The organism is Mesorhizobium ciceri biovar biserrulae (assembly GCF_001618845.1).
GTDB classification, from domain to species: Bacteria; Pseudomonadota; Alphaproteobacteria; order Rhizobiales; family Rhizobiaceae; genus Mesorhizobium; species Mesorhizobium ciceri.
Window position 1 is genome coordinate 54,846 of sequence record NZ_CP015064.1, and the last position, 21,335, is coordinate 76,180.

General features: G+C 63.2%; 20 protein-coding genes and 1 tRNA gene. 9 read left to right on the plus strand and 12 right to left on the minus strand.

The features are described from left to right. Positions 1 to 17: 17 nt before the first annotated feature. The 5 genes from ggt to A4R29_RS00275 all read right to left on the minus strand — a co-directional run bounded on the left by ggt (position 18) and on the right by A4R29_RS00275 (position 5,594). Complete coding sequence (gene ggt / locus A4R29_RS00255) at positions 18 to 1,604, minus strand: gamma-glutamyltransferase (RefSeq protein ID WP_013528519.1); 1,587 nt, start codon at positions 1,602 to 1,604, stop codon at positions 18 to 20. A gap of 61 nt (positions 1,605 to 1,665) precedes the next feature. Continuing rightward, positions 1,666 to 2,466 carry an ABC transporter permease gene (locus A4R29_RS00260; RefSeq protein ID WP_027161127.1) on the minus strand — a complete coding sequence of 267 codons (801 nt, stop codon included), beginning with the start codon at positions 2,464 to 2,466 and terminating at the stop codon, positions 1,666 to 1,668. Continuing rightward, a complete protein-coding gene (locus A4R29_RS00265; protein WP_082827264.1) occupies positions 2,463 to 3,389 on the minus strand; it encodes an ABC transporter permease in 927 nt (308 codons plus the stop codon). The genes A4R29_RS00260 and A4R29_RS00265 overlap by 4 nt, the downstream gene beginning before the upstream one ends. Next, positions 3,389 to 4,471: an ABC transporter ATP-binding protein gene (locus A4R29_RS00270; RefSeq protein WP_013528516.1), complete on the minus strand. Its 1,083-nt coding sequence runs from the start codon at positions 4,469 to 4,471 to the stop codon at positions 3,389 to 3,391. The genes A4R29_RS00265 and A4R29_RS00270 overlap by 1 nt, the downstream gene beginning before the upstream one ends. An 82-nt stretch (positions 4,472 to 4,553) precedes the next feature. Further along, complete coding sequence (locus A4R29_RS00275; protein ID WP_063170931.1) at positions 4,554 to 5,594, minus strand: ABC transporter substrate-binding protein; 1,041 nt, start codon at positions 5,592 to 5,594, stop codon at positions 4,554 to 4,556. A 229-nt stretch (positions 5,595 to 5,823) separates the two neighbouring features. Between A4R29_RS00275 and A4R29_RS00280 the strand changes: the two genes are divergently transcribed. Then, complete coding sequence (locus A4R29_RS00280; RefSeq protein WP_027161124.1) at positions 5,824 to 6,525, plus strand: GntR family transcriptional regulator; 702 nt, start codon at positions 5,824 to 5,826, stop codon at positions 6,523 to 6,525. Between the two features lie 124 nt (positions 6,526 to 6,649). Further along, positions 6,650 to 7,219 (plus strand): TMEM175 family protein, encoded by a 570-nt coding sequence (locus A4R29_RS00285; protein WP_167355163.1) that lies wholly within the window; start codon positions 6,650 to 6,652, stop codon positions 7,217 to 7,219. Between the two features lie 28 nt (positions 7,220 to 7,247). On the opposite strand, the gene A4R29_RS00290 is transcribed toward A4R29_RS00285, so the two are convergent. Both A4R29_RS00290 and A4R29_RS00295 read right to left on the minus strand, forming a co-directional pair. After that, a complete protein-coding gene (locus A4R29_RS00290) occupies positions 7,248 to 8,006 on the minus strand; it encodes an SDR family NAD(P)-dependent oxidoreductase (protein ID WP_063170932.1) in 759 nt (252 codons plus the stop codon). Between the two features lie 276 nt (positions 8,007 to 8,282). Next, positions 8,283 to 9,176, minus strand: coding sequence for a LysR family transcriptional regulator (locus tag A4R29_RS00295; protein ID WP_063173508.1), 894 nt, complete (start codon positions 9,174 to 9,176; stop codon positions 8,283 to 8,285). Between the two features lie 262 nt (positions 9,177 to 9,438). Here A4R29_RS00295 and A4R29_RS00300 point away from each other — a divergent pair, with 262 nt between their 5' ends. The 3 genes from A4R29_RS00300 to A4R29_RS00310 all read left to right on the plus strand — a co-directional run bounded on the left by A4R29_RS00300 (position 9,439) and on the right by A4R29_RS00310 (position 12,199). Beyond that, complete coding sequence (locus A4R29_RS00300; protein WP_244506986.1) at positions 9,439 to 10,569, plus strand: MFS transporter; 1,131 nt, start codon at positions 9,439 to 9,441, stop codon at positions 10,567 to 10,569. After that, positions 10,560 to 11,654 carry an alpha/beta hydrolase gene (locus A4R29_RS00305; protein WP_063170934.1) on the plus strand — a complete coding sequence of 365 codons (1,095 nt, stop codon included), beginning with the start codon at positions 10,560 to 10,562 and terminating at the stop codon, positions 11,652 to 11,654. Before A4R29_RS00300 ends, A4R29_RS00305 begins: the two co-directional genes overlap by 10 nt. A 74-nt stretch (positions 11,655 to 11,728) precedes the next feature. Beyond that, entirely contained in the window at positions 11,729 to 12,199 is a 471-nt protein-coding gene (locus A4R29_RS00310) for a cyclophilin-like fold protein (protein WP_024502099.1), read from the plus strand. Positions 12,200 to 12,567: 368 nt separating this feature from the next. Here the strand turns inward: A4R29_RS00310 and A4R29_RS00315 are convergent. Both A4R29_RS00315 and A4R29_RS00320 read right to left on the minus strand, forming a co-directional pair. Next, positions 12,568 to 12,644 (minus strand) — tRNA-Arg (locus tag A4R29_RS00315). A 323-nt stretch (positions 12,645 to 12,967) separates the two neighbouring features. Further along, positions 12,968 to 14,470, minus strand: a complete 1,503-nt coding sequence (locus tag A4R29_RS00320; RefSeq protein ID WP_063170935.1) for a sensor histidine kinase — start codon at positions 14,468 to 14,470, stop codon at positions 12,968 to 12,970. A 278-nt stretch (positions 14,471 to 14,748) separates the two neighbouring features. Between A4R29_RS00320 and rpmH the strand changes: the two genes are divergently transcribed. The 4 genes from rpmH (at position 14,749) to A4R29_RS00340 (ending at position 17,817) form a co-directional block, all read left to right on the plus strand. Further along, positions 14,749 to 14,883 (plus strand): 50S ribosomal protein L34, encoded by a 135-nt coding sequence (gene rpmH, locus A4R29_RS32505; RefSeq protein WP_008833937.1) that lies wholly within the window; start codon positions 14,749 to 14,751, stop codon positions 14,881 to 14,883. Positions 14,884 to 14,899: 16 nt separating this feature from the next. Continuing rightward, a complete protein-coding gene (gene rnpA, locus A4R29_RS00330; RefSeq protein WP_063173509.1) occupies positions 14,900 to 15,253 on the plus strand; it encodes a ribonuclease P protein component in 354 nt (117 codons plus the stop codon). Positions 15,254 to 15,267: 14 nt separating this feature from the next. Next, complete coding sequence (gene yidC / locus A4R29_RS00335; RefSeq protein WP_063170936.1) at positions 15,268 to 17,079, plus strand: membrane protein insertase YidC; 1,812 nt, start codon at positions 15,268 to 15,270, stop codon at positions 17,077 to 17,079. Positions 17,080 to 17,256: 177 nt separating this feature from the next. Next, positions 17,257 to 17,817 (plus strand): fasciclin domain-containing protein, encoded by a 561-nt coding sequence (locus tag A4R29_RS00340; protein WP_013528503.1) that lies wholly within the window; start codon positions 17,257 to 17,259, stop codon positions 17,815 to 17,817. Positions 17,818 to 18,002: 185 nt separating this feature from the next. On the opposite strand, the gene A4R29_RS00345 is transcribed toward A4R29_RS00340, so the two are convergent. The 3 genes from A4R29_RS00345 to A4R29_RS00355 are packed head-to-tail and all read right to left on the minus strand — an operon-like array spanning position 18,003 to position 21,290. After that, entirely contained in the window at positions 18,003 to 19,544 is a 1,542-nt protein-coding gene (locus tag A4R29_RS00345) for a DHA2 family efflux MFS transporter permease subunit (RefSeq protein WP_024502098.1), read from the minus strand. Then, a complete protein-coding gene (locus A4R29_RS00350) occupies positions 19,541 to 20,833 on the minus strand; it encodes an HlyD family secretion protein (protein WP_024502097.1) in 1,293 nt (430 codons plus the stop codon). Before A4R29_RS00350 ends, A4R29_RS00345 begins: the two co-directional genes overlap by 4 nt. Beyond that, entirely contained in the window at positions 20,826 to 21,290 is a 465-nt protein-coding gene (locus A4R29_RS00355; RefSeq protein WP_013528500.1) for a MarR family winged helix-turn-helix transcriptional regulator, read from the minus strand. Before A4R29_RS00355 ends, A4R29_RS00350 begins: the two co-directional genes overlap by 8 nt. Positions 21,291 to 21,335: the final 45 nt, after the last annotated feature.

Consider the following 21,335-nt stretch of genomic DNA (forward strand, 5'->3'; position numbering starts at 1 on the left):
TTGGACAACGGATCGCCTCAATAGCCAAGCGCCAAACCATCCTTGCGCGGATCGGAAGCGCCGGTCAGCGTCCCCTTCTCCCAGTCGATCAGCACCACTTGCCCGCCGCCAAGCGGATGATGCGGTTCGGCGATGCGGTGGCCGCGCCGGCGCAGGCCCTCGGTTGCATCAGTGGGAACGCCACGCTCGGCTTCCACTGTGTCATCGTTGTAAAACACCCTCGGCGCATCCAGTGCCTGCTGCGGGTCCATGCCGAAATCGATCATGTTGGTGAGCAGGTGGACATGGCCAAACGGCTGGTAACCGCCGCCCATGACGCCGAACGGCATCACCACGCGGCCGTTCTTCGTCGCCATGCCCGGCATGATCGTGTGCATCGGCCGCTTGCCCGGCGCGATCGCGTTCGGATGCGCCGGGTCGAGGCGGAAGCTCGAACCACGGTTCTGCAGCACGATACCGGTCTTCGGGCCGACGACGCCACTGCCGAACGAATAATAGGTCGAGTTGATGAAGGAGACCGCGTTGCGGTCGCGGTCGACGATGGAGATATAGACCGTGTCGCTGCCGGGCAGCTCGACGCGCGGCAGATGCGTCATGGCGCGGTCGCGGTCGATCTCGGCGCGTAGCCGGTCGGCATAGGCGCCGGACAGGAGCTGCTTCAGGGGCACCGGGACATGGTCCTGGTCGCCGACATAGCGGTCGCGGTCGCGGTAAGCCAGGCGCCCGGCCTCGATCTCCAGATGCAGGCGTTCGGCGCCATTGGGGTCGAGCCCGCCAAGCTCGAAGCCCGACAGCAAATTGAGCATCAAAAGCGCCGTCAGCCCCTGATTGTTCGGCGGCATCTGGTGGATCTCATGGCCGCCATAGGAGGTGCTGACCGGCGCCACATAGTCGCCTCTGGTCGCGGCAAAATCCTCGGCCGTATGAAGTCCGCCCAATTCGTTGAGCCGGCTCACCATATCGTCGGCGACCGCGCCTTCGTAGAAACCGGACCGGCCGTGTTTGGCGATGATGCGCAAGGTCGCCGCCAGTTCCGGCTGCCGATGGACGTCACCCGCCTTCGGCGCCCTGCCGCCGGGCAGGAAGATGCGCGCGGCATGCTCGTCGGCCGACAGGTCGGTCTCCGGCTCGGCCCAGTCGAAGGCGACGCGGTCGTGCACGACATAGCCGTTCTCGGCATAGTGAATGGCCGGCGCCAGCGCCTCGGCAAGGCCCTTGCGGCCATGGTCTTCGAGCAGGCGGCTCCAGGCGTCGACGGCGCCCGGTACGGTGACCGCATGCGGACCCTGCAGCGGGATGCGGTCGAAGCCTTTTTCGAGATACCAGCCGACCGTCGCCCTGGCCGGCGCTCGCCCCGAGCCGTTGAAGGCCAGCACATTGCCTTGTCCTCCGGGAGAATAAAGCACGAAGCAGTCGCCACCGATGCCCGTCGATTGCGGCTCGACCACACCCTGCACGGCGGCGGCGCAGACCGCGGCGTCCATGGCATTGCCGCCGGAGCGCAGCATGTCGATGGCCGCAAGCGTTGCAAGCGGATGCGAGGTCGCGGCAACCGCCTCGGTGGCACGAACCGGCGAGCGGCCGGGAAACTGGAAATCACGCATTCTGTCTGAATATCCCCTAGTCACTTCTGCAAATTGGTCACTGCGAATTGATCTGGTGAAATCAATGCCGCCGGCCGAAGATCTGCGCAACCGACAACAGCACGACCGACAGAACGATCAGGCAGGTCGAGATGGCGGCGATCGTCGGGTCGATCTGGTCGCGCAGCGCATTGAACATACGGCGCGTCAATGTCGTCGTCTCGCCGCCCGATATGAACAGCGAAACCACCACTTCGTCGAAGGAGGTGATGAAGGCAAACAGCGCGCCCGAGACAATCGAGAAGCGGATCTGCGGCATCGTCACCTGCCAGAAGGCGGCGACGCGGCCGGCGCCGAGGCTGCGCGCCACGCGCTCCTGGTTCATGTCGTAGGAGCGCAATCCCGACAGCACGGTCAGCACCACCAACGGCAGCGCCTGCACCGTATGCGCGATGACCAGGCCGGTCAGCGTGTTGTTGAGGCCGATGCGCGCATAGAGAAAGAAGGTGCCGATGCCGATCAGGATCACAGGGACGATCAGCGACGCCGTCAGCAGCGCGTTGATGGTGCCGTTGAAGCGCAGCGTGCCCCGGTTGATGGCATAGGCGGCCGCGGTGCCGAGCGGCGTCGCCACCAGCACTGTCATGACAGCCACCTTGACCGAGACGATCGTGGCATCGCGCCACTCCAGCGACCCGAAATAGGCCTGGTACCAGCGCAGCGACCATTGCTGCGGCGGGAATTGCAGCAGCGTCGAATCGGAAAACGACATGATGACGATGATGATCGACGGTGCGATCAGGAACAGCAGCACGAGGCCGCCGAGGCAATAGAGCCATAGGCGTTGCCGGTGCGAGATAGGCAGGCCGAGATCCCTACTCATCGTGAACTCCACACGCCGGTGGCACGCGCGCCGAGCAGCCACTGGAACAGGCCGAGAAGCGCCAGCGTCACCACCAGCAGCACCACGCCCAGTGCTGCACCCGCGCCCCAGTTTGAATAGAGGCTGGTGGTCTGTTCCATGCGCATCGCCCACATGATGACCTTGCCGCCGCCCATCAAAGCCGGCGTGACGAAGAAGCCCAGGCAGAGCACGAAGACGATGACCACGCCCGAGGCGAGGCCTGGCAGCGACAGCGGAAAGAAGATCTGCCGGAAGGTGGCAGTCGGGCCGGCGCCTAGATTCATGCCGGCGCGCAGGCAGTCGGTGTCGATGGTCTTCATCGAAGCGTAGAGCGGCAGCACCAGGAACGGCAGCAAGATATGCGTCATGCCGATGACGACGCCGGAAAAATTGTTGGCGAGCGATAGCGGCTGGCTGATGATTCCGAGATCGATCAGCCAGCTGTTGATCAGTCCCTTGCGCTGCAGGATCACCAGCCAGGCATAGGTGCGCACCAGAACCGATGTCCAGAACGGCAGGATGACGAAGATCAGGCAGATCGACGCCGCCCGCCGCGGCAGTTGCGACAGCATGTAGGCCAAGGGATAGCCGAGCAGCACGCAGGCGCCGGTGACGATGAAGGCGACCTTGAAGGTGGTGATGAAGGTCTTGATGTAGGAGGCCTGCTCGAAGAATCGCGCATAATTGGCGACGCTGAAGCCGCCCGCTTCGTCGAACAGCGACAGCCAGAACAGCCAGCCGATCGGCACGATGATGATGGCGAAGACCAGAAGCAGGCTTGGCGACAACAGCGCCAGCAGCCTTAGTGATTCACGCCGGGCGTCGGCGTGAAGTCCCTGCGTGTTGAGCTCCCGGCCTGCGGCGCTGCCGATCTCTTCCATGAGGGCGGGCTGCGCGCTCATCAGTCTGCCGCCACCAGGATCGTGTCCTGCGCATCGAGACCGAATGAGACTGGCTGGCCGGGCGCCGGCATTTTGGCCAGCACATCGCTGCGGCAATAGTCGCGCAAAGTCAGCTGGCGGCCGTCGCGCAACGCCGCGTAGCAGACGAAGCTGTCGCCCTGATAGATGATGTCGCTGACTTTCGCCTCGAGCACGTTGACGCCGCTTGTCGGTTCGGCGTCTGCCAGGAGCCGCAGCTTTTCCGGCCGCACCACCATCAGGTGCTGGCCAGCTGCCGGCACTGGTGCCGCGGTATGGATTCTCCGGTCCTCGTACCAGACGGAGCCGTTGCGGCACTCGACCGGAATGAAATTCGATTCGCCGATGAAGCCGGCTACAAATCGCGTTTGCGGCCTGGCGTAGAGGGTTTCAGGCTTGTCGAGCTGTTCGATGCGCCCGGCGTTCATGACCGCGATGCGGTCGGACATGGTGATGGCTTCGCGCTGGTCGTGCGTGACATAGACGGTGGTCATGCCGAGCCGGCGATGCAGGGCGCGCAGCTCGATCTGCATGTGCTCGCGCAGGCCCTTGTCGAGCGCCGACAAGGGTTCGTCCATCAGCACGATGCGCGGCTCGAAGACGATGGCGCGTGCCAGCGCCACACGCTGTCGCTGGCCGCCGGAAAGCTGGTCGACCCGGCGTTCGCCCAGGCCCTGCAATTTCACCAGATCGAGCGCCTTCTCGACACGTTCGGCCGTCTCGGCGGCGGCGACGCCGCGCTGCTTCAGCGGAAAGGCGATGTTGTGGAAGACGTTCATGTGCGGAAACAGCGCGTAGTTCTGGAACACCATGCCGATGTTGCGCTTGTGCGGCGGCGTGGTGATGATCTCGTCGCCGCCGACCCTGATCGAGCCGGCATTGGCCCGCACGAAACCGGCCAGGATCATCAGCAGCGTCGTCTTGCCGGAACCGGAAGGGCCGAGCAGCGTCAGGAATTCGCCGGCCTCGACATCGAGGTTAAGGTCGCGCAGCACAGGCACGCTGCCAAATCGTTTCTCGATCCCGCGCATGCCGATGGGCAACGCGGATGGCGCAATGGACAAGATTTTTCGCTCCTTAGCCGCAGAGAACAGGTGGCGAGGCAGTGGCTGGTTACGCTGCCCGCCGTAAGCTTGTGTCCGCAGCCTATTGCTGGATCAGATTGTTGAACTTCTCCGTCGCCTCGATCAGATTGTCGCGCCAGAACTCGGCGTCCTGCAGCACCTGTTTCTTGACGTTTTCGGGCGCCGAATTGATGTCCTTGATCCTGTCCTGCGGGATCTTGCCGGTCTCGAAAGCCTTCTCGTTTACTGGGCCATTGTCGACGTAGAGCGGCAGATTGGCCTGCAGCTGCGGGCTGACGAACATCGCAAGCGCCTTCATCGCGGCTTCCTTGTTCTTGGCACCCTTGGGGATGACCATGCAGTCGGCGGTCAGCACGCCCTGGTCGAAGGAGAAACTGACCGGCGCGCCTTCCTTCTTCAAGGTGCCGGCGCGGCCGTTCCAGATGCTCGCCATGTCGACTTCGCCATCCTTGACCAATTGCATGGCCTGAGCGCCGGAGGTCCACCAGGCGTCGACATGGCCACGGATCTTGTCGACGGATTTCAGCGCGCCGTCGACATCCACGGGATAGACCTTGTCGATCGGCAGGCCCGAGGCGAGAGCCGCGACGCTCAGCGTTTCGGTCGCCTGGCTGCCGCTCAACGCGCGCCGTCCCGGAAACTTTTCCACGTTCCAGAAGTCGGCCCAGGTCTTGGGGCCTTTGTCGCCGAACACATCAGTCCGATAGATCAGCACGACGGAGGTGTAGGAAATGCCGACCCAGTCATCATGGACAAGCTTCGGATTGATGCCGCTCTTGTCGATAATGCCGTAGTCGAGCTTCTCGAACAGCCCTTCCTTCGAACCGCGTGCGCATTCGTCGGCGCCAAGCTCGGTGATGTCCCATTTCACCGCATTGCCGGTTACCTGCAGCCGGACGTCGTCGAGGCCGTTGGTGGTGTCCTCCTTGATGGTGATGCCGAGCGCGTCGGCTGTCGGCTTGAAGAACGCCTTGGTCTGCGCTTCCTGGTAGGTGCCGCCCCACGAGGCGACGGTGATGGTGTCGCCCGCCATTGCGGGGGCCGCGACCGCTGCCATGAGGGCGGCCACCGCGACAACGCTGATGCTTCTGGTCCTGTTCATTTTCGGCTCTCCACCGGTGTTCCCATTGTTTTTGATTTCGCATGCTATTTTGTATACAATTTTGAGTGTAGCTTCGGGATCAGCGATGTCAACACCGATCGGCGCGCCTGGGGTCGTCGACCCGGGCTGGGAGATGGGGCGCCGGGGCGTGGCAAACCGCGCCGACTTTGAATACAGCTATGCGTGAGAACATATGCCGGCGGAAAGACCGGAGAACTGGAAACGGAACTTGGCCAAGGAAACCAAAAACACGCTGCGCGACTCGGTCTATTCCGCGCTCAAGGCGATGATCGTGACCGGCCAGATCCCGCCGGGATCGCGCGTCACCGAGAACGACATCGCCGCAAAACTCAATGTCAGCCGCACGCCGGTGCGCGAGGCCTTCAACCGCCTCGAGCGCGACGGCCTGGTCACCGGCCGGCCGCGCCAGGGCTATGTCGTCACCGAGTTCGACATCAACATGTTCCGCGAGGCCTTCGAGATCCGCGAACTGCTCGACGGCCACGCGACGGAACTGGCCGCCGCTGCTGCGACGGAACAGGACAAGGCGCGGCTGCGTGCCATGCTGGCCGAATGCGAGCGGCTGGCCGCCATTCCGGAGCGCACCACGCGCGAAAAATTCCAGGAGCTCGAAGTCGGCATCGACCTGCACCGCGTCATCGCCGAAATCAGCGGCAATGCGATGCTGCATGGCATGCTGTGCGGCATCCTCGACAAGTGCCAGCACTATGTCTGGACCGAACTGTTGTGGCTCGACGAATGGAAGATCGCCCGCGACGAGCATGCCGAGATCGTCGAGGCGATCTGCGCCGGCGATGCCGCCCGAGCCGGCACGCTGGCCCGCGCCCACGTAAGGGGCTCGCGCGACAATGTGCTGCGCCTGCTGCAGGCGAAATCGGACTACCAGAGTTTTCTGGCCAAGGCGTCCTGAGCGGCGCTGGCGGCGGCGTCAGATGGTCCGAGCGGCCATGGATATTGCTATCGACAGCACTACTATATGTCTCACGAACTGCGACGAGGACGGTCCAGTGCTTCCCTCGACAGGGCTCGATCGGTTGAGCGCATTTTCGGATGGCGTGTTCGCCGTCCTCATCACGGTGCTGGTCCTCGACTTGCGCCCGCCGGAGTTGCCGACGTTCAAGGCGCTTCTGGAGCTCTGGCCGACATGGCTGAGCTACAGCGTCAGCTATCTCTTCATCGCCATCGTCTGGGCGAACCATCATCATCTGTTACGCCACGCCAGGGAGGCGACAGCCAGCCTGATGTGGTACAATTTCGCGCATCTGTTCTCGGTTTCGCTGCTGCCGCTGGCGACCGCGTGGATGGCGGTCAGCGAGCTGGCGCCGCAGCCGGTCGCCTTCTATGCCGCCGTCTTCTTCCTGGTGAACCTGACCTACATTCTTCTGATCCGCGAACTCATCGACCCGATGCCGGAGAACGCGGTTCCGCTCGCGGTGCGCAAGCGCATGCGCATCCGGTCGCTCGCGACGCTCTGCCTATTCACGCTGGCGGGGCTGGTCGCCCTGAAATATCCAGTCGCGGGCTTGGCGATCTGTTGCTGCTGCTTGGCCGTCTATCTCAGGCCGGAAGCGCCGGGGGCAGCCAAAAACTCGGGCAAAGGCTGAATTCTCGCACCCGACGCGTTGGACGGCTTCAGCCCTTGCGCTCCTGAAGGCTGTTGCCGCCATCGACCACCAGCAGGGCGCCGTTGACATAGCTGGCGCCTTCCGAGGCCAGGAACACGACCGCGGCGGCCACCTCATCCGGTCGCCCGGCCCGCGCCGGCGGCGTATTCAGGGCGGCTTGCCGCTCCATCTCGCTCGACGACCCTGTTTCGATCCAGCCGGGAGCCACTGCGTTGGCCGTGATGCCGTTTTTCGCCACTTCGAGCGCCAGCGTGCGTGTCAGGCCGACCATGCCGGCCTTGGCGGCGGAATAGGCTGATGTGCCTTCGAAAGACACCAGCGGTCCGGTGACTGACGCCACATTGACGATACGCCCATAGCCCGCTTCGACCATCGCCGGCAGAAACGCCTTGGTGACGAGGAATGCCGTCTTCAGGCTGACGTCGATCCCATGGTCCCAGTCGGCCTCGGTCATGGCGAGAAACGCCTTGTCGACCGATGGCGATGCCAGCGAGCCCATGCCGGCATTGTTGACCAGTATATCGACCGCGCCGACATCAGCCCGCAACCGCGCGACATCGGCAGCGATGGTGAGATCGGCGACCACGGCCTTGGCGTCGATGCCTTCTGCACGGAGCTCAACGGCGCGATCGAGCACACGCCCACTGGCACCGGTGAGAAAAACGGCATGGCCGGCATGGCCGAGCTGGCGGGCAATGGCGAAACCGATGCCGTCGGCCGCTCCGGCCCCGGTGATCAAAGCGCGCTTGATGGGGGTAGAGGTCATGGTCAAATCAGGCTCCGCTGGTTGCGCCTGTCGCGGTCTTACCACGCACATTGGGGTGATGGCGCTGCGAAGATTTGCTCTGCAACATCCCGCCCGCTGTGCGTTCTCGACGTGCGAAGACGAGCCGAACGAGGCGTGGCGATAGAGCGGGCGTGGCAAGGACGATCTTGATGCCCGAGATCCGGAAAATACCGTGTCTTCCGCAGGTGGGTGCTATGCGAGCGGGGCGAAACGGGCTCGGCGTGCAGCCAATCGCGCGGGTTAGATCCTCTTGTCTCAATTCCGATGTCGTAGCGCGTCGACGATGACCTTGAACGCGGGAAGATTCTGACGACGGCTCGGATAATAGAGGAAATAGCCGTCGAAGAACGGCGACCAATCGTCGAGGACCTGCACCAGCAGGCCCGAGGCGATGTGCCGCTCCACGATGTTCTCGGGCACATAGGCGATGCCGTAGCCGTGCACGGCTGCGTCGATCATGGCATAGGAATTGTTGAAGGTCAGCTGGCCGTTTACCCGGACGCGCAACGCCTGCCCATCCTTCTCGAACTCCCATGCATAAAGACCGCCGGCGGTCTCGTGACGCATATTGATGCAGACGTGGCGGATCAGGTCCTGTGGGTGCTCAGGCACACCACGCGCGGCGAAATAGTCGGGAGAAGCCACGGCCACCAAACGCCAGTCCGGACCAATTCGGACCGCGATCATGTCCTTCTCGACGCTCTCTCCCAACCGGACGCCCGCGTCGAAGCCCTCCTCGACGATGTTGCGGAACGTGCTGTCCAGGATCAGTTCGACACCGATATCGGGATAGGCGCTGAGGATCGGCTTCAGCTTGGGCCAAACCACGCTTTCAAGCGCGTGGTCGGACAGCGTCAGCCTGATCGAGCCCGAAGGTTTTTCACGAAACGCCATCAACGCGGCGATCTCATCCTCGATTTCGCCGATGCGCGGGGCGATCGTCTGTAACAGCCGCTCGCCTGCGGCGGTCGTCGCGACATTGCGCGTGGTGCGGGTCAGGAGGCGTATGCCCATTTGCGCTTCGAGCTGCTTGATCCTGTGACTGAGCGTCGACTGCGCGACGCCGAGCTTTGCCGCCGCCTTGGTGAAGCTGCGCTCCTCGGCGACGGCCTGAAACCACGTCAGTTGATTGAGGTCGGTTTTGGCCATGAGCTTCTCTCGTTTGCCATGCCGCAGCACATTATTCGATGCGGTCGATTAGTTCATGCGAATTTCGATGGCTAATCGCTTTATGGCAAAGCCACTAGTTTTGCGTTGCAACAATTCAGCAGGAGCAAACGACATGGCGATTGCCGCCGCAACCGATGCGGATAGCAAACCGGACGCCGCCTGGGGCGCGGTTCTTTCGATGGCACTGTGTGTGGCAATGCTGATCGCCTCGGAATTCATGCCGGTCAGCCTGCTCACCCCCATGGCCGAAGGATTGCGCGCAACTGAGGGACAGACCGGACAGGCGATATCGATCAGCGGTCTTTTCGCCATAGCGGCGAGCATGGTCATCACCACTGCCGCTGGAACGCTGAACCGCAAATGGGTCTTGGTCGCGATGACGGCTTTCATGCTGTTGTCACTGGTTCTGGTTGCGGCGGCCCCGAATTTCTCCGTGCTGATGCTCGGTCGAGGCCTGTTGGGCATCTGCATCGGCGGCTTCTGGGCACTGGCCACCGCCGTCATCATGCGGCTGGTCCCTGAAAGGGATGTGCCGCGCGCGCTCGCCTTGATGTATGGCGGACAGGCGATCGCTGCGGCCTTCGCCGCGCCGATCGGCAGCTATCTCGGCGCCGTGTTCGGCTGGCGCGCGGTGTTCTGGGCGCTGACGCCAATCGTCGCCATCAACCTCGTCTGGCACTTGATCGCGCTGCCGTCGTTGCCCGCGCGCCAGCGGCAGGATTTCCGGACGATGTTCGGCCTGCTGAAGCGCCCCCATTTCCTGCGCGGCCTTATTGCCTCGATGTTATCCTGGGGCTCGGCCTTCACCATGTTCACCTATCTGCGCCCCTTCCTGGAGCAGGTGACGGGCGTCAACGTGGGGACGCTCTCGATCCTGTTGCTTGTACTGGGCTGTGCGGGCTTCCTCGGAACATGGGCGGCAGGGCGTTTCGTGAGCGGCAATGTCGCACCGCTGCTGCGGTTGCCCGCGCTGCTGATGGGCGGCTGCACGCTGGGGCTCCTGCTTCTCGGCGGTTCGGTAGCCGCCGCCGGCCTCTTCCTTGCTCTCTGGGGCGCGGCGAACACCGCAATGTCTGTGATCTGGATGACGTGGATGTCCCAAAACGCGGACGATGCGCCGGAAGCCGCCGGAAGCCTGATGGTCGCAGCCATCCAGGCGTCGATCCTGCTCGGTGCCATGGTCGGCGGGCTGCTGCTGGATGGCATGACGGTCTTCGCGACCTTCGCCGGCAGCGTGGTTCTCGCCGGCCTTGCAATCGCCCTGATCGGCAATGGCCGGCGGTTGCTGAAGCCCGGACGCCCCGCACTGACGTTCGTTCAACGAACTGCCCAATCCCAATTCATACCAACAGGAGATCGGAAATGCCCATGAATACCCCTGACACGAAAAATTCGGCAAGCGTCATCCACCGGCGCGAACTGTTGAAGTTGACCGGCGCAGGCGTCGCCGCCTTCGGTGCAGTTTCAATATCCAACCCCTTCAAAGCAAAGGCTCAGAATATGTCAAAGCAATGGGATAAGGTCTTTCCGCTCAGCGATAAGATCGATCACGAGAAGATCACATTCAAGAACCGCTACGGCATCACACTGTCGGGTGATCTCTATCTGCCGAAGGACCGGGCCGGCGGACGTCTGCCGGCGCTTGCCGTCGGCGGTCCGTTCGGCGCTGTTAAGGAACAATCCTCTGGCCTTTACGCGCAGACGATGGCCGAGCGCGGCTTCGTCGCACTGGCTTTCGATCCGTCCTACACCGGCGAAAGCGGCGGCGAGCCGCGCAATCTCGCTTCGCCGGACATCAACACCGAGGATTTCAGCGCGGCCGTCGACTATCTCGGCCTGCACGCCGCCGTCGCCCGTGAGCGCATCGGCGTCATCGGCATCTGCGGCTGGGGCGGCCTGGCTTTGAATGCCGTCGCCGCAGACAAGCGCGTCAAGGCCGTGGTGGCGAGCACCATGTACGACATGACCCGTGTTATGTCGAAGGGCTACAACGACAGCGTGACCCCCGAACAGCGCGCACAGACATTGGAGCAACTGGGTCGGCAGCGTTGGACGGATGCGGAAAACGGCGCGCCAGCCTATCAACCACCCTACAACGACCTGCACGGCGGCGAGGCGCAGTTCCTGGTCGACTACCATGACTATTACAGGACGCCGCGCGGCTACCATGCGCGCGCGGTCAACTCAGGCAATTCCTGGACGCAGACCACGCCGCTGTCGTTCATGAATATGCCGATCCTGACCTACATCGCTGAAATCTCGCCGCGCCCGATCCTGTTCATCCATGGCGAAAAGGCCCATTCGCGCTACTTCAGCGAAACCGCCTTCGCGGCAGCGGCGGAGCCGAAGGAACTCATGATCATTCCAGGCGCCAGCCACACCGATCTTTACGACAAGGTGGACGTGATCCCGTTCGACAAGCTGACCAGCTTCTTCAACCAGCATCTCGCTGCCTGACCAGGTCGTATCGTCGAAGGGTGCGGCCGTGTGCAGGAACGATGGACATGGCCGCACCGACCGGGAGACTTTAAATGACACGCGCCGCCGTATGGCTTTCACGCCGCACCTTGCTGGCAGGTGCTGCCAGCCTCGCGCTCCCCTCTTCGGTGCGCTCTCAGACCGACGCAGCCACGGATAGGAAAGGAGCCACCATGCGCCTTAGATTCATCTTCGGGGATCAGGATTTCACGGCGACGCTGGAGGACAATCCTTCCGCGCACGATCTGGTCTCGATCCTGCCGCTGGATCTGACGATCGACGACTATTCGACCAACGAGAAGATCGCCTACCTGCCGCGCAAGCTCACCGAGGAAGGCAGCGGTCGCTTCGGCAACGAGGCGACTGGCGATCTCTGCTACTACGCCCCCTGGGGCAATCTGGCGATGTTTCATGGTCCCTACCGCTGGTCGCGCGGCCTGATCCGGCTCGGGCGACTGGACCAGGGCCCGGCGCCCCTTCTGACGCGCGGAGAACATCCGCTGCGCGTCGAAATGCTTTCCTGAACCCGGGAAGGCCGCTGCGCATGGGGACAATGCCGCGGATGCCGGAAAACCGAAGCAGGTTTCGAGTGACTGACACACGCCGACCAAGTGGCATGAGCGCCTGCTGACCTCGATCCATGATCTGATACAAATACATGATGCTCGCCTGTCGGGAGATCGCTGTCAGATCGTCGTCGGCACCATCCACATCAATCACCGCTTGGAACTCCGCTCCGGCCGCGTCGGAACTCCGCCAATCTGAAGAGCTTCGAACTCTTTACTGCCTAACGCCGCCGTTTCTACGCTTTTTCGCTCGCAGGCTATTCCCCGCTCGTCGCGTAGACACCAATTCGGCAGCTATATCGTCGCATAGAAACGATGAATGGTTTTGGCGCGCCCGAAGAGATTCGAACTCCTGACCCCCAGATTCGTAGTCTGGTGCTCTATCCAGCTGAGCTACGGGCGCGCAACAGGCCATGCTTTCCATGACCCCGCGATCCGATCGTGAACGACCGGTCGCGACGAGACGTGTTCCCTAGCGACTGAATTTCCGAAAAGCAAGCCGATCCGGTAAAAGTTTTGTCGCAGGCGTGTCATCCGGCAATGACAGCTCGCTTCTCGGCGCCTCAAAACAACCAAAGCGCATCGTGTCTGGGTGGTTCAGACGATGCGCTTTCCATGCATGCCGGCCTCTCAGGGCAAAAGGCCGTTTCGCGGGCGACATGTTTCTGGAAGGAAGGGGTGAGACCGAAAAGCTAGGTGTTGCCAAGCGGAAACCGGTCAAGAACCTCAGGCCGGGCGGCGCAGGCCGTTGCGGGCCTGGTCGAGCCGGACCGGCTGGTCGGGGATGGTGACGGCGAATGTGGTGCGCCCGCCAATGCTCTCGACCAGCTCGACCGTGCCGCCATGCGCGCGGATCAGTTCGTGCGCGATCGCCAGGCCAAGGCCGGTGCCGCCGCTGCGCGCCGAGCCGCGAAAGGCCGCGAACAGGTTTTCGCGCGCCTTGGGCGGCAGGCCGGGGCCGGTGTCGCTGACGGCGATGCGGCTGACGCTGCCCAGGCGCACGGCCGACACCGCCAGGCGGCGCACCAGGGCGCTTTCACTGTCGGCCGCCATCGCCTGCACGGAATTCCGGCACAGATTGGTCAGCACCCTGAACAACTGGTCGGAATCGGCATCGACCTCGAAGGCCGGCTCGACCGAATTGACGAACTCGATGCCTTGCTCGATGTCCAGCAGGCCGTGCACGTCCTCGACCAGTTGCCGCAGCCTCAGGCGTCGGCGCGCCGGCGGCGGCTCCTGCGTGCGGCCGTAGTGAAGCACGCCTTCGGAATAAGACACGGCGCGGTCGAGCGCGCGCAGCAGTTTCGGCGCGAAGGCCTGCACCGTCGGATCCTTGACCTGACGCAAGCGGTCCGACATCAGCTGCGCCGAAGCCAGGATGTTGCGCATGTCATGGTTGATCTTGGAAACCGCCAGGCCGAGATCGGCAAGATGCTTCTGCTCGGAGAGCATTTTTTGCAGCCGTTCCTGCATCTGCGACAGCTCGCGCTCGGCAACGCCGATCTCGTCGGCGCGGGCAGCCGGATGGATGATCCGCCCGGGATCGTCGGGCGCCTCGGAGAAAGATAGCATCGAGCGCGTCATCGTCCGGATCGGCCCGATCATGATCAGGTCGATGGCGGCGTAGACCAGCATGGCGGTGAACAGCGAGATCAGCAGCGAGACGAAGGCGACGTTGCGCGAATAGCGCAGCATCGCGTTGCGCAGGCTGTTGTCGGGCATGATCAGCTCGAACTCCTTGTCGGACTCGCCGACCGGACCGAAGACGCGCAGCATCCGGTCGCCGCCGAAAAACAACGTGTCGAGCGCGCCGGTCATGCCCTTGATCATGCCGATCGAGGCGATATCGATGTGTTCGTCGACCTTCGGCGGCATTTCGGCCACCACCAGCAGCCGCGAGACGCCTCCGTCGCGCACCGCGATCGCCTTGGCGCCGATCGCCATCAGCACGTCGTTCTGCGCCGTGCGCGACAGCGAGGTGGGTTCACCCTGCACCAGCACGATCGACACCGCCGCCGCCGTGCTCAGCCGCTCCTTCAGCCAGTTCAGCCGGTAGCTCGCGATCCAAGGCAGGAAAATCAGCACTTCGGCCAGCAGCACGAAGACGATGGTCAGCAGCAGCAGCTTGGTCGACAGGCCGCGCGACAGCGGAACCGTGCGCACGCTGGCCGGCGCCTCGGTGGACCCCGCCGTGCCGATCCCTTCCTGGGCCTGTATGGTTTCGCTCATGCGGCTAATGTCTTCACGATCACTTGATCAACGCAGATTAGGCGATTACGGCTTTTTTGCCAATTTCATCCTTGGTCGCAAACATAAACCGGCCTGAATGGCGAAGCTTTCGGCCCGACGACTCCGGATTGACTTCCAAAAGCCTTCTTTCTATAAGCCCGCACACGCTCGGGCCATTCGTCCCGGCGCGGTTTCGATCGCGCCAAAGCCGGCCCGGCAAAGCTCCTGTTACACAGTGACAGAATCAAGAAGGGCCGCACCCCGCGGTATTAAAACAAATGAAGCGTACCTACCAACCGTCCAAACTCGTCCGCAAACGTCGGCACGGCTTTCGTGCCCGCATGGCCACCAAGGGTGGTCGCGGCGTCGTCGCAGCTCGCCGCAACCGCGGTCGCAAGCGGCTCAGCGCCTGAACGGAAGACGAGATCGTTGTCCGCATCCGGCAAGCCAGTGGGACCAAATCCCAAGCGGCTTCTGAAGCGCGCGGAATTCCTGGCTGTCCGTCGTGGTGAAAAACGACGCGGGCGGCTTTTTCTCGTCGAAGTTCTCGACCGCGGCGACGGCCTGTCGCCGCGCGTCGGCTACACCGTCACCAAGAAGGTCGGCAATGCGGTTGTCCGCAACCGCGTCCGGCGGCGGCTGCGAGAAGCCGTCCGTACGCATGCGGCAAGTGACATGGCGCCTGGCAATGACTATGTCATCGTCGGGCGCGAAGACGTGCTTACCACTCCGTTCGGCCAGTTGAAGGCCGAACTCTCCCGCCGACTGCGCGGAACACGATAGGCCAAGGGCTTTCGATGGAAAACAACCGGAACTTCTTCATCACCATCGCGCTGTCGGTGCTGATCCTGGCGGTATGGCAATATTTTTATGTGTTGCCGCGCAGCGAAGCGCAGCGCGAGGCCGCCCGCGTCGAACAGCAGCGCGTCGAGGAGCAGAAGAAGGCCGCCGGCACCAGTCCCGGTACCGACACCGGAACGCCCGCCGCCCCTGGCGCCATTCCAAACGCACCCGGCACCGATGCCGTGACGCCGGCCGGCCGCGAACAGGCGCTCGCCACGACGACCCGCGCGAAGATCGACACGCCGAGCCTCGAGGGTTCGATCAACCTGACCGGTGCCCGTCTCGACGACCTCAAGCTCAAGCACTACACCGAGACGGTCGACAAGAACTCGCCCGAGATCAGCCTGCTCAACCCGGCGGCACTGCCCAACGGCTACTATGCCGAGATCGGCTTCGTCGGCAACGACAAGACCGGCGCGGTGCCCGGTCCCGAAACAGTGTGGGCTGTCGACGGCAATGCGACACTGACGCCGACGACCCCGGTCACGCTGACCTATTCGAACGACAAGGGCCTGACCTTCAAGCGCACCTTTTCCGTCGACACCAACTACATGTTCACGGTGTCCGACACGGTGCAGAATGCCGGCACGGCCGCCGTCTCGCTGTCCAATTACGGCCGCGTCACCCGCTTCGACAAGCCGCTCGTTGCCAGCACCTATGTGCTGCATGAGGGCCTGATCGGCTTCACCGGCACGGAAGGCCTGCAGGAACACAAATACGCGTCCATCGAGAAGGACAAGCAGTTCACGCCGGGCAAGTCGACCGACGGCTGGCTCGGCATCACCGACAAATACTGGGCGGTGACGCTGGTGCCGACCGAGAAGCAGCCGTTCCAGCCGCGCTATGCCTATTTCGAGGACGGCCGCCATCGCTACCAGTCCGACTTCCTCACCGACCCGATCACCGTCGATGCCGGCCAGTCGGCGACGGTGGAGAGCGAGATCTTCGCGGGCGCCAAGGAAGTCGGCAAGATCAACGCCTATGCGGAAGACCGTCATATCAAGCGGTTCGACCTTTTGATCGACTGGGGCTGGTTCCACTTCATCACCAAGCCGATGTTCTGGCTGATCGACACGCTCTACAAATTCTTCGGCAATTTCGGCCTGGCCATTCTCGCCACCACCGTCATCGTCAAGGCCATCTTCTATCCGCTCGCCAACAAGTCGTACGCGTCGATGGCTAACATGAAGAAGGTGCAGCCGAAAATGCTCGAGATCCGCGAGAAATACGCGGACGACAAGATGAAGCAGCAGCAGGCGATGATGGAGCTGTACAAGACCGAGAAGATCAACCCGCTTGCCGGCTGCTGGCCGGTGGCACTGCAGATCCCGGTCTTCTTCTCGCTCTACAAGGTGCTCTACATCACCATCGAAATGCGGCACGCGCCGTTCTTCGGCTGGATCCAGGATCTGGCCGCGCCCGATCCGACGTCGCTGTTCAACCTGTTCGGCCTGATCCCGGTCACCCTGCCGCACATGCTGATGATCGGCGTCTGGCCGCTGATCATGGGCGTCACCATGTTCCTGCAGATGCGCATGAACCCGACGCCGCCGGATCCGACGCAGGCTGCGATCTTCACCTGGATGCCTGTCATCTTCACCTTCATGATGGCGGGTTTCCCGGCCGGCCTGGTCATCTACTGGGCCTGGAACAACACGCTGTCGATCCTCCAGCAGGGCATCATCATGAAGCGCCAGGGCGCCAAGATCGAGCTGTGGGACAATCTGGTCGCGCTGTTCCGAAAGAAACCATCACCGGCCGAATAGAAGGCGCAGCGCTTTCTCCAGCCTTCAAAGCCCCGCCTCGCGCGGGGCTTTTCGTTTAAGCAGCTCCGGCATCACGTTCCCGTGATCGGCGAAACTTGCGCCCCCTCGGCGGCGTGACTGCCTGTGCGTTTCCAAAGGCTATCAATTCCGATCAGCCCTCACACGGAGGAAGACCACATGCGCTTGCCGTCATTCAGGATCATCGCCCTTTCCGCACTCGTCGCCGGCGTGGCGATTGCCGCGCCCGCCTATGCCAAGAACCCGAATGTCGGCGGCGCGCCGATGTACACAACCAAGAACATCGTCGAGAACGCCGTCAATTCGAAGGACCACACGACGCTGGTCGCTGCGGTCAAGGCTGCGGGCCTGGTCGACACGCTGCAAAGCGCTGGCCCGTTCACCGTCTTTGCCCCGACCAACGCAGCGTTTGCGAAACTGCCCAAGGGCACCGTCGACACGCTGCTGAAGCCGGAGAACAAGGGCAAGCTCACCAAGGTGCTGACCGCGCATGTCGTGGCCGGCAAGATCTCCGGCGCCGAGATGATGAAGAAGGCCAAGGCGATGGGCGGCAAGTACGAGATGAAGACCGTCTCCGGTGACACGCTGACCGCCGAAGTCAAGAAGGGCAAGCTCTACATCATGGATGAGTCAGGCGGCGAGGCGCGAGTGACGATCGCCGACGTCAACCAGTCGAACGGCGTCATCCATGTCGTCAACAAGGTGTTGTTGCCGAAGTAACGGCTTTCGGCAAAGGGGATCAAGGCAGGTCCGTTGGGGCTTTCTCGGGCCTGCCATCCCCGCCTCATGACGAGGTGCCATGTTTCTTGGGAAGTCGTATCGGCATCGGCCGGGGTCCTGTCCCTCACAGGACCCCGGTTTCTTTTTGGCTGCTGCCTGTGCAGCCGGATAAGTTTCGAGCGTCGTCACTCCATCACGGCGCTGTGGTCGATCTTGGCCGGAGTCGCCGGCTTGCGCAGCAACAGAACCAGCGGAATGGCGGCAAGCGACAGGATCATCATCAGCTTGAAGTCGTTCATATAGCTGATGATCGTGGCCTGCAGCGTGACCACGCCGTCGAGCGCGGCGCGGCCCGCGGCGCTGTAGGGATCCATTGCATGGAAGATCGCCGGATTGCTGAACGCCTGGTTGTAGGGCGTCACATAGGTAGCGATGTTGGCGTGGTTGATCTGCACGTTCTGCGTCAACAGCGCGGTGACCACCGAGATGCCGACGCTGGAGCCGATGTTTCGTGACAGATTGTACAGGCCGGTGCCTTCCGCGCGCCGCTCCGGCGCCAGCGTGGCGAAGGTGATGGTGGTCAGCGGCACGAACAGGAAACCCAGGCCCGCGCCCTGGATGAAGCCGGTGCTGATGATCGTCCATTGCGAGACGTCAGGCGTCCAGCCGGTCATGTCGTACATCGCCCAGGCGGTGACCAGCAGGCCGGTTAGAAGCAGCCAGCGTGTGTCCACCTTGCCGATCAGCCTGCCGACCAGGAACATGCAAGCCATGGTGCCGAGACCGCGCGGCCCCATGACGATGCCGGCCGTCACCACCGGATAGCCCATCAGCGTCTGCAGATAGGGCGTCATCAGGGCCAGCGAGGCCAGATAGGTGATGCCGATGATGAAGATGAAGATCATGCCGACGGCGAAATTCCTGTCGAGGAACAGCCGCGGGTTCACGAAGGTGTTGCGGGCGGTGAAGGTGTGGACGAGGAAGATGTAGAAGGCCGACGCGCAGATCAGCGCCTCGACGATGATCTCGGACGACGAGAACCAGTTGAGCTGCTCGCCGCGATCGAGGAACATCTGCAGCGACGCGATGGTGACGCTGAGCATGCCGAAGCCCAGCCAGTCCAGCCTGGCCTTGAGGTCCGTCTTGGTTTCCTGGACGAACATCGAGACGCCGGCGAAAGCCAGCGCGCCGATCGGTACGTTGATGTAGAACACCCAGCGCCAGCTGACATTCTCGGTCAGCCAGCCGCCGATGACCGGCCCGAGCACCGGCCCGACCATCACCGAAACGCCGAACAGCGCCATCGCCGAGCCGCGCTCCTCGACGCTGTAGATGTCGAGCAGGATGCTCTGCGCCAGCGGCACCAGGGCTGCGCCGAACAGGCCTTGCAGCAGGCGGAAGCCGACGATCTGCGGCAGCGACTGCGCGAAGCCGCACAGCACCGACGCGACGACGAAGCCGGTGATGGAGATCAGCAGGATGCGCTTGCGGCCGAAGCGATTGGCAAGATAGCCTGAAGGCGGCGTCATGACGGCCGCCGCGACGATGTAGGACGTCAGCACCCAGTTTATCTGGTCGGCGCTTGCCGAAACGCTGCCCTGGATATAGGGCAGCGCCACATTGGCGATGGTGGTGTCCAGCGCCTGCATGATCACGGCCAGGATCACGCACGCGGTGATGGCGCCGCGATTGGCGACCACGCCACCTGTCGCGGACGCGCCGGTCATGACTTTTGTCCGAACCGACCGAGGAGCTCCGTCACGAAGTCCGGCAGGCCGCGCGCATGGCCGGTATCGATGCCGACCACGACGCTCATCCCGCCGCGCAGCGGCGGCTTGCCCTGGAGATCGTCCACCGTCACGCGCATCGGAATGCGTTGCACGACCTTGACCCAGTTGCCGGTGGTGTTCTGCGCCGGAAGCAGCGAAAAGCTCGACGACGACGCCGGGCTGATCGAGGCGACCCTGCCGTGCCAGACGGCACCGGGATAGCTGTCGACGCTGATCGTCGCCGTCTGTCCCGGCCGCACATAGGTCAGTTCGGTTTCCTTAGGCTCCGCCGCGATCCACAGCTCGGTCGCCGAAATCAGGCTGAACGCCGGCTGCGAAGCCGGCAGGTACTTGCCGACCTGAAGCGCGTCGACATTGGTGACGATGCCGTCGAATGGCGCCTTGACGATGGAATCGGCAAGGTTGCGCTGGGCGTCGTCCACCGCCGACTGCGCCTGGAGATAGAACGGGTTCTTCTCCACCGGCTGGCTGGCGTCGCCGCCGAGCTGGGCAAGCGTCGCCTGTGCCTGCGCTTGGGCAACGGACACTTTCTGGCGGGCGGCGACGAGGTCGTGCTGGGCGCTGTCGAAGGTCGCCTTGGAGGAGGTGGAGGTCTTGAGCAGATCCTGCTGGCGTTGGAAAGCGGCCTCGTAATAGGGGATGTCGGCCTGCGCCTGCTCGATCAGCGCCTGCGACTGCTGGTAGCTCGCCTGCAAGGTCAGCACCTGGTTGCGCACTGTGCCGAGCTGTGCCTGGGCGGCGGCAAGAGCGGTTTCGAAAGAGGCCGGCCGCAACCGGAAAAGCACCTGGTCCTTCTTCACCGCCTCGTTCTCGTGCACGTCGATCTCGGACACAGTGCCGGAGACATCGGTGGAAACGCCGAGCGACTGCGCCTGGATGTAGGCATTGTCGGTCGTCATGACCTGGCCGCCGATGACGTAGTAATAGCCGCCGACGACCAGCGCGAACGGAAGCAGGGCAAACAGGATCGGCCGTGCCCGGCCGCGCTTGGGCTTGACCGGCGCCGGAGGCGCCACCGCAACCCCGGCCTGGCGTGGCTCCTTGGACGGAGCCTCGAGCGCCGCCGGCTCCAGGGCGACCGGTGCTTCGAGCTCGTCATTGTCGATGACGGTGCTGGCTCGCCTTTGCTCGCGTTCGCTGTCCAGCCGGATGACCTGGTCGCGCGCCCGGTCGGCGGCGGATCCGTCTTCTTCGACAGGCTTCTTTGGTGAGGTTGATTCAGCCATGTGTTTTCTCCCGGTCGGCGGCAGGCTGGGCGCAAGCCGCGAGCAGATTGGATTTGATGAGGGATAGGGTTTGCAGCAGATGCAGTTGCGCATCCGCGGAAAGGCCGACAAAGGCCTCGTCACGCGTCTTCCGCCCATTGCCGCGCATGATTTCGATCAGCGGATGGGCTTGCGGCTTCAGGTACAGCAGCCATGCCCGGCGGTCAGCGGGATCGGGCCGGCGCTCGATGAAGCCGCTTGCTTCCATCTTGTCGAGCAGCCGGGCGAGCGTGATCGGCGTGATCTCGATCAGGTCCGCCAGTTTGTTCTGGTGGATGCCTTCATGCAGGCTGAGATAGGCCAGCACCTGCCACTGGGCGCGGGTCAGCCCCGATGCCCGCGACCTCTGCTCGAACCGCTTTCGAAGCAGGCGCGCGACATCGTGCAGCACGAAGCTGATGTTGGGTGACGATGGCATGGGAGGTACTGGAGTTTTTCGGCGCAACTGTTAGTGAGCATGCTT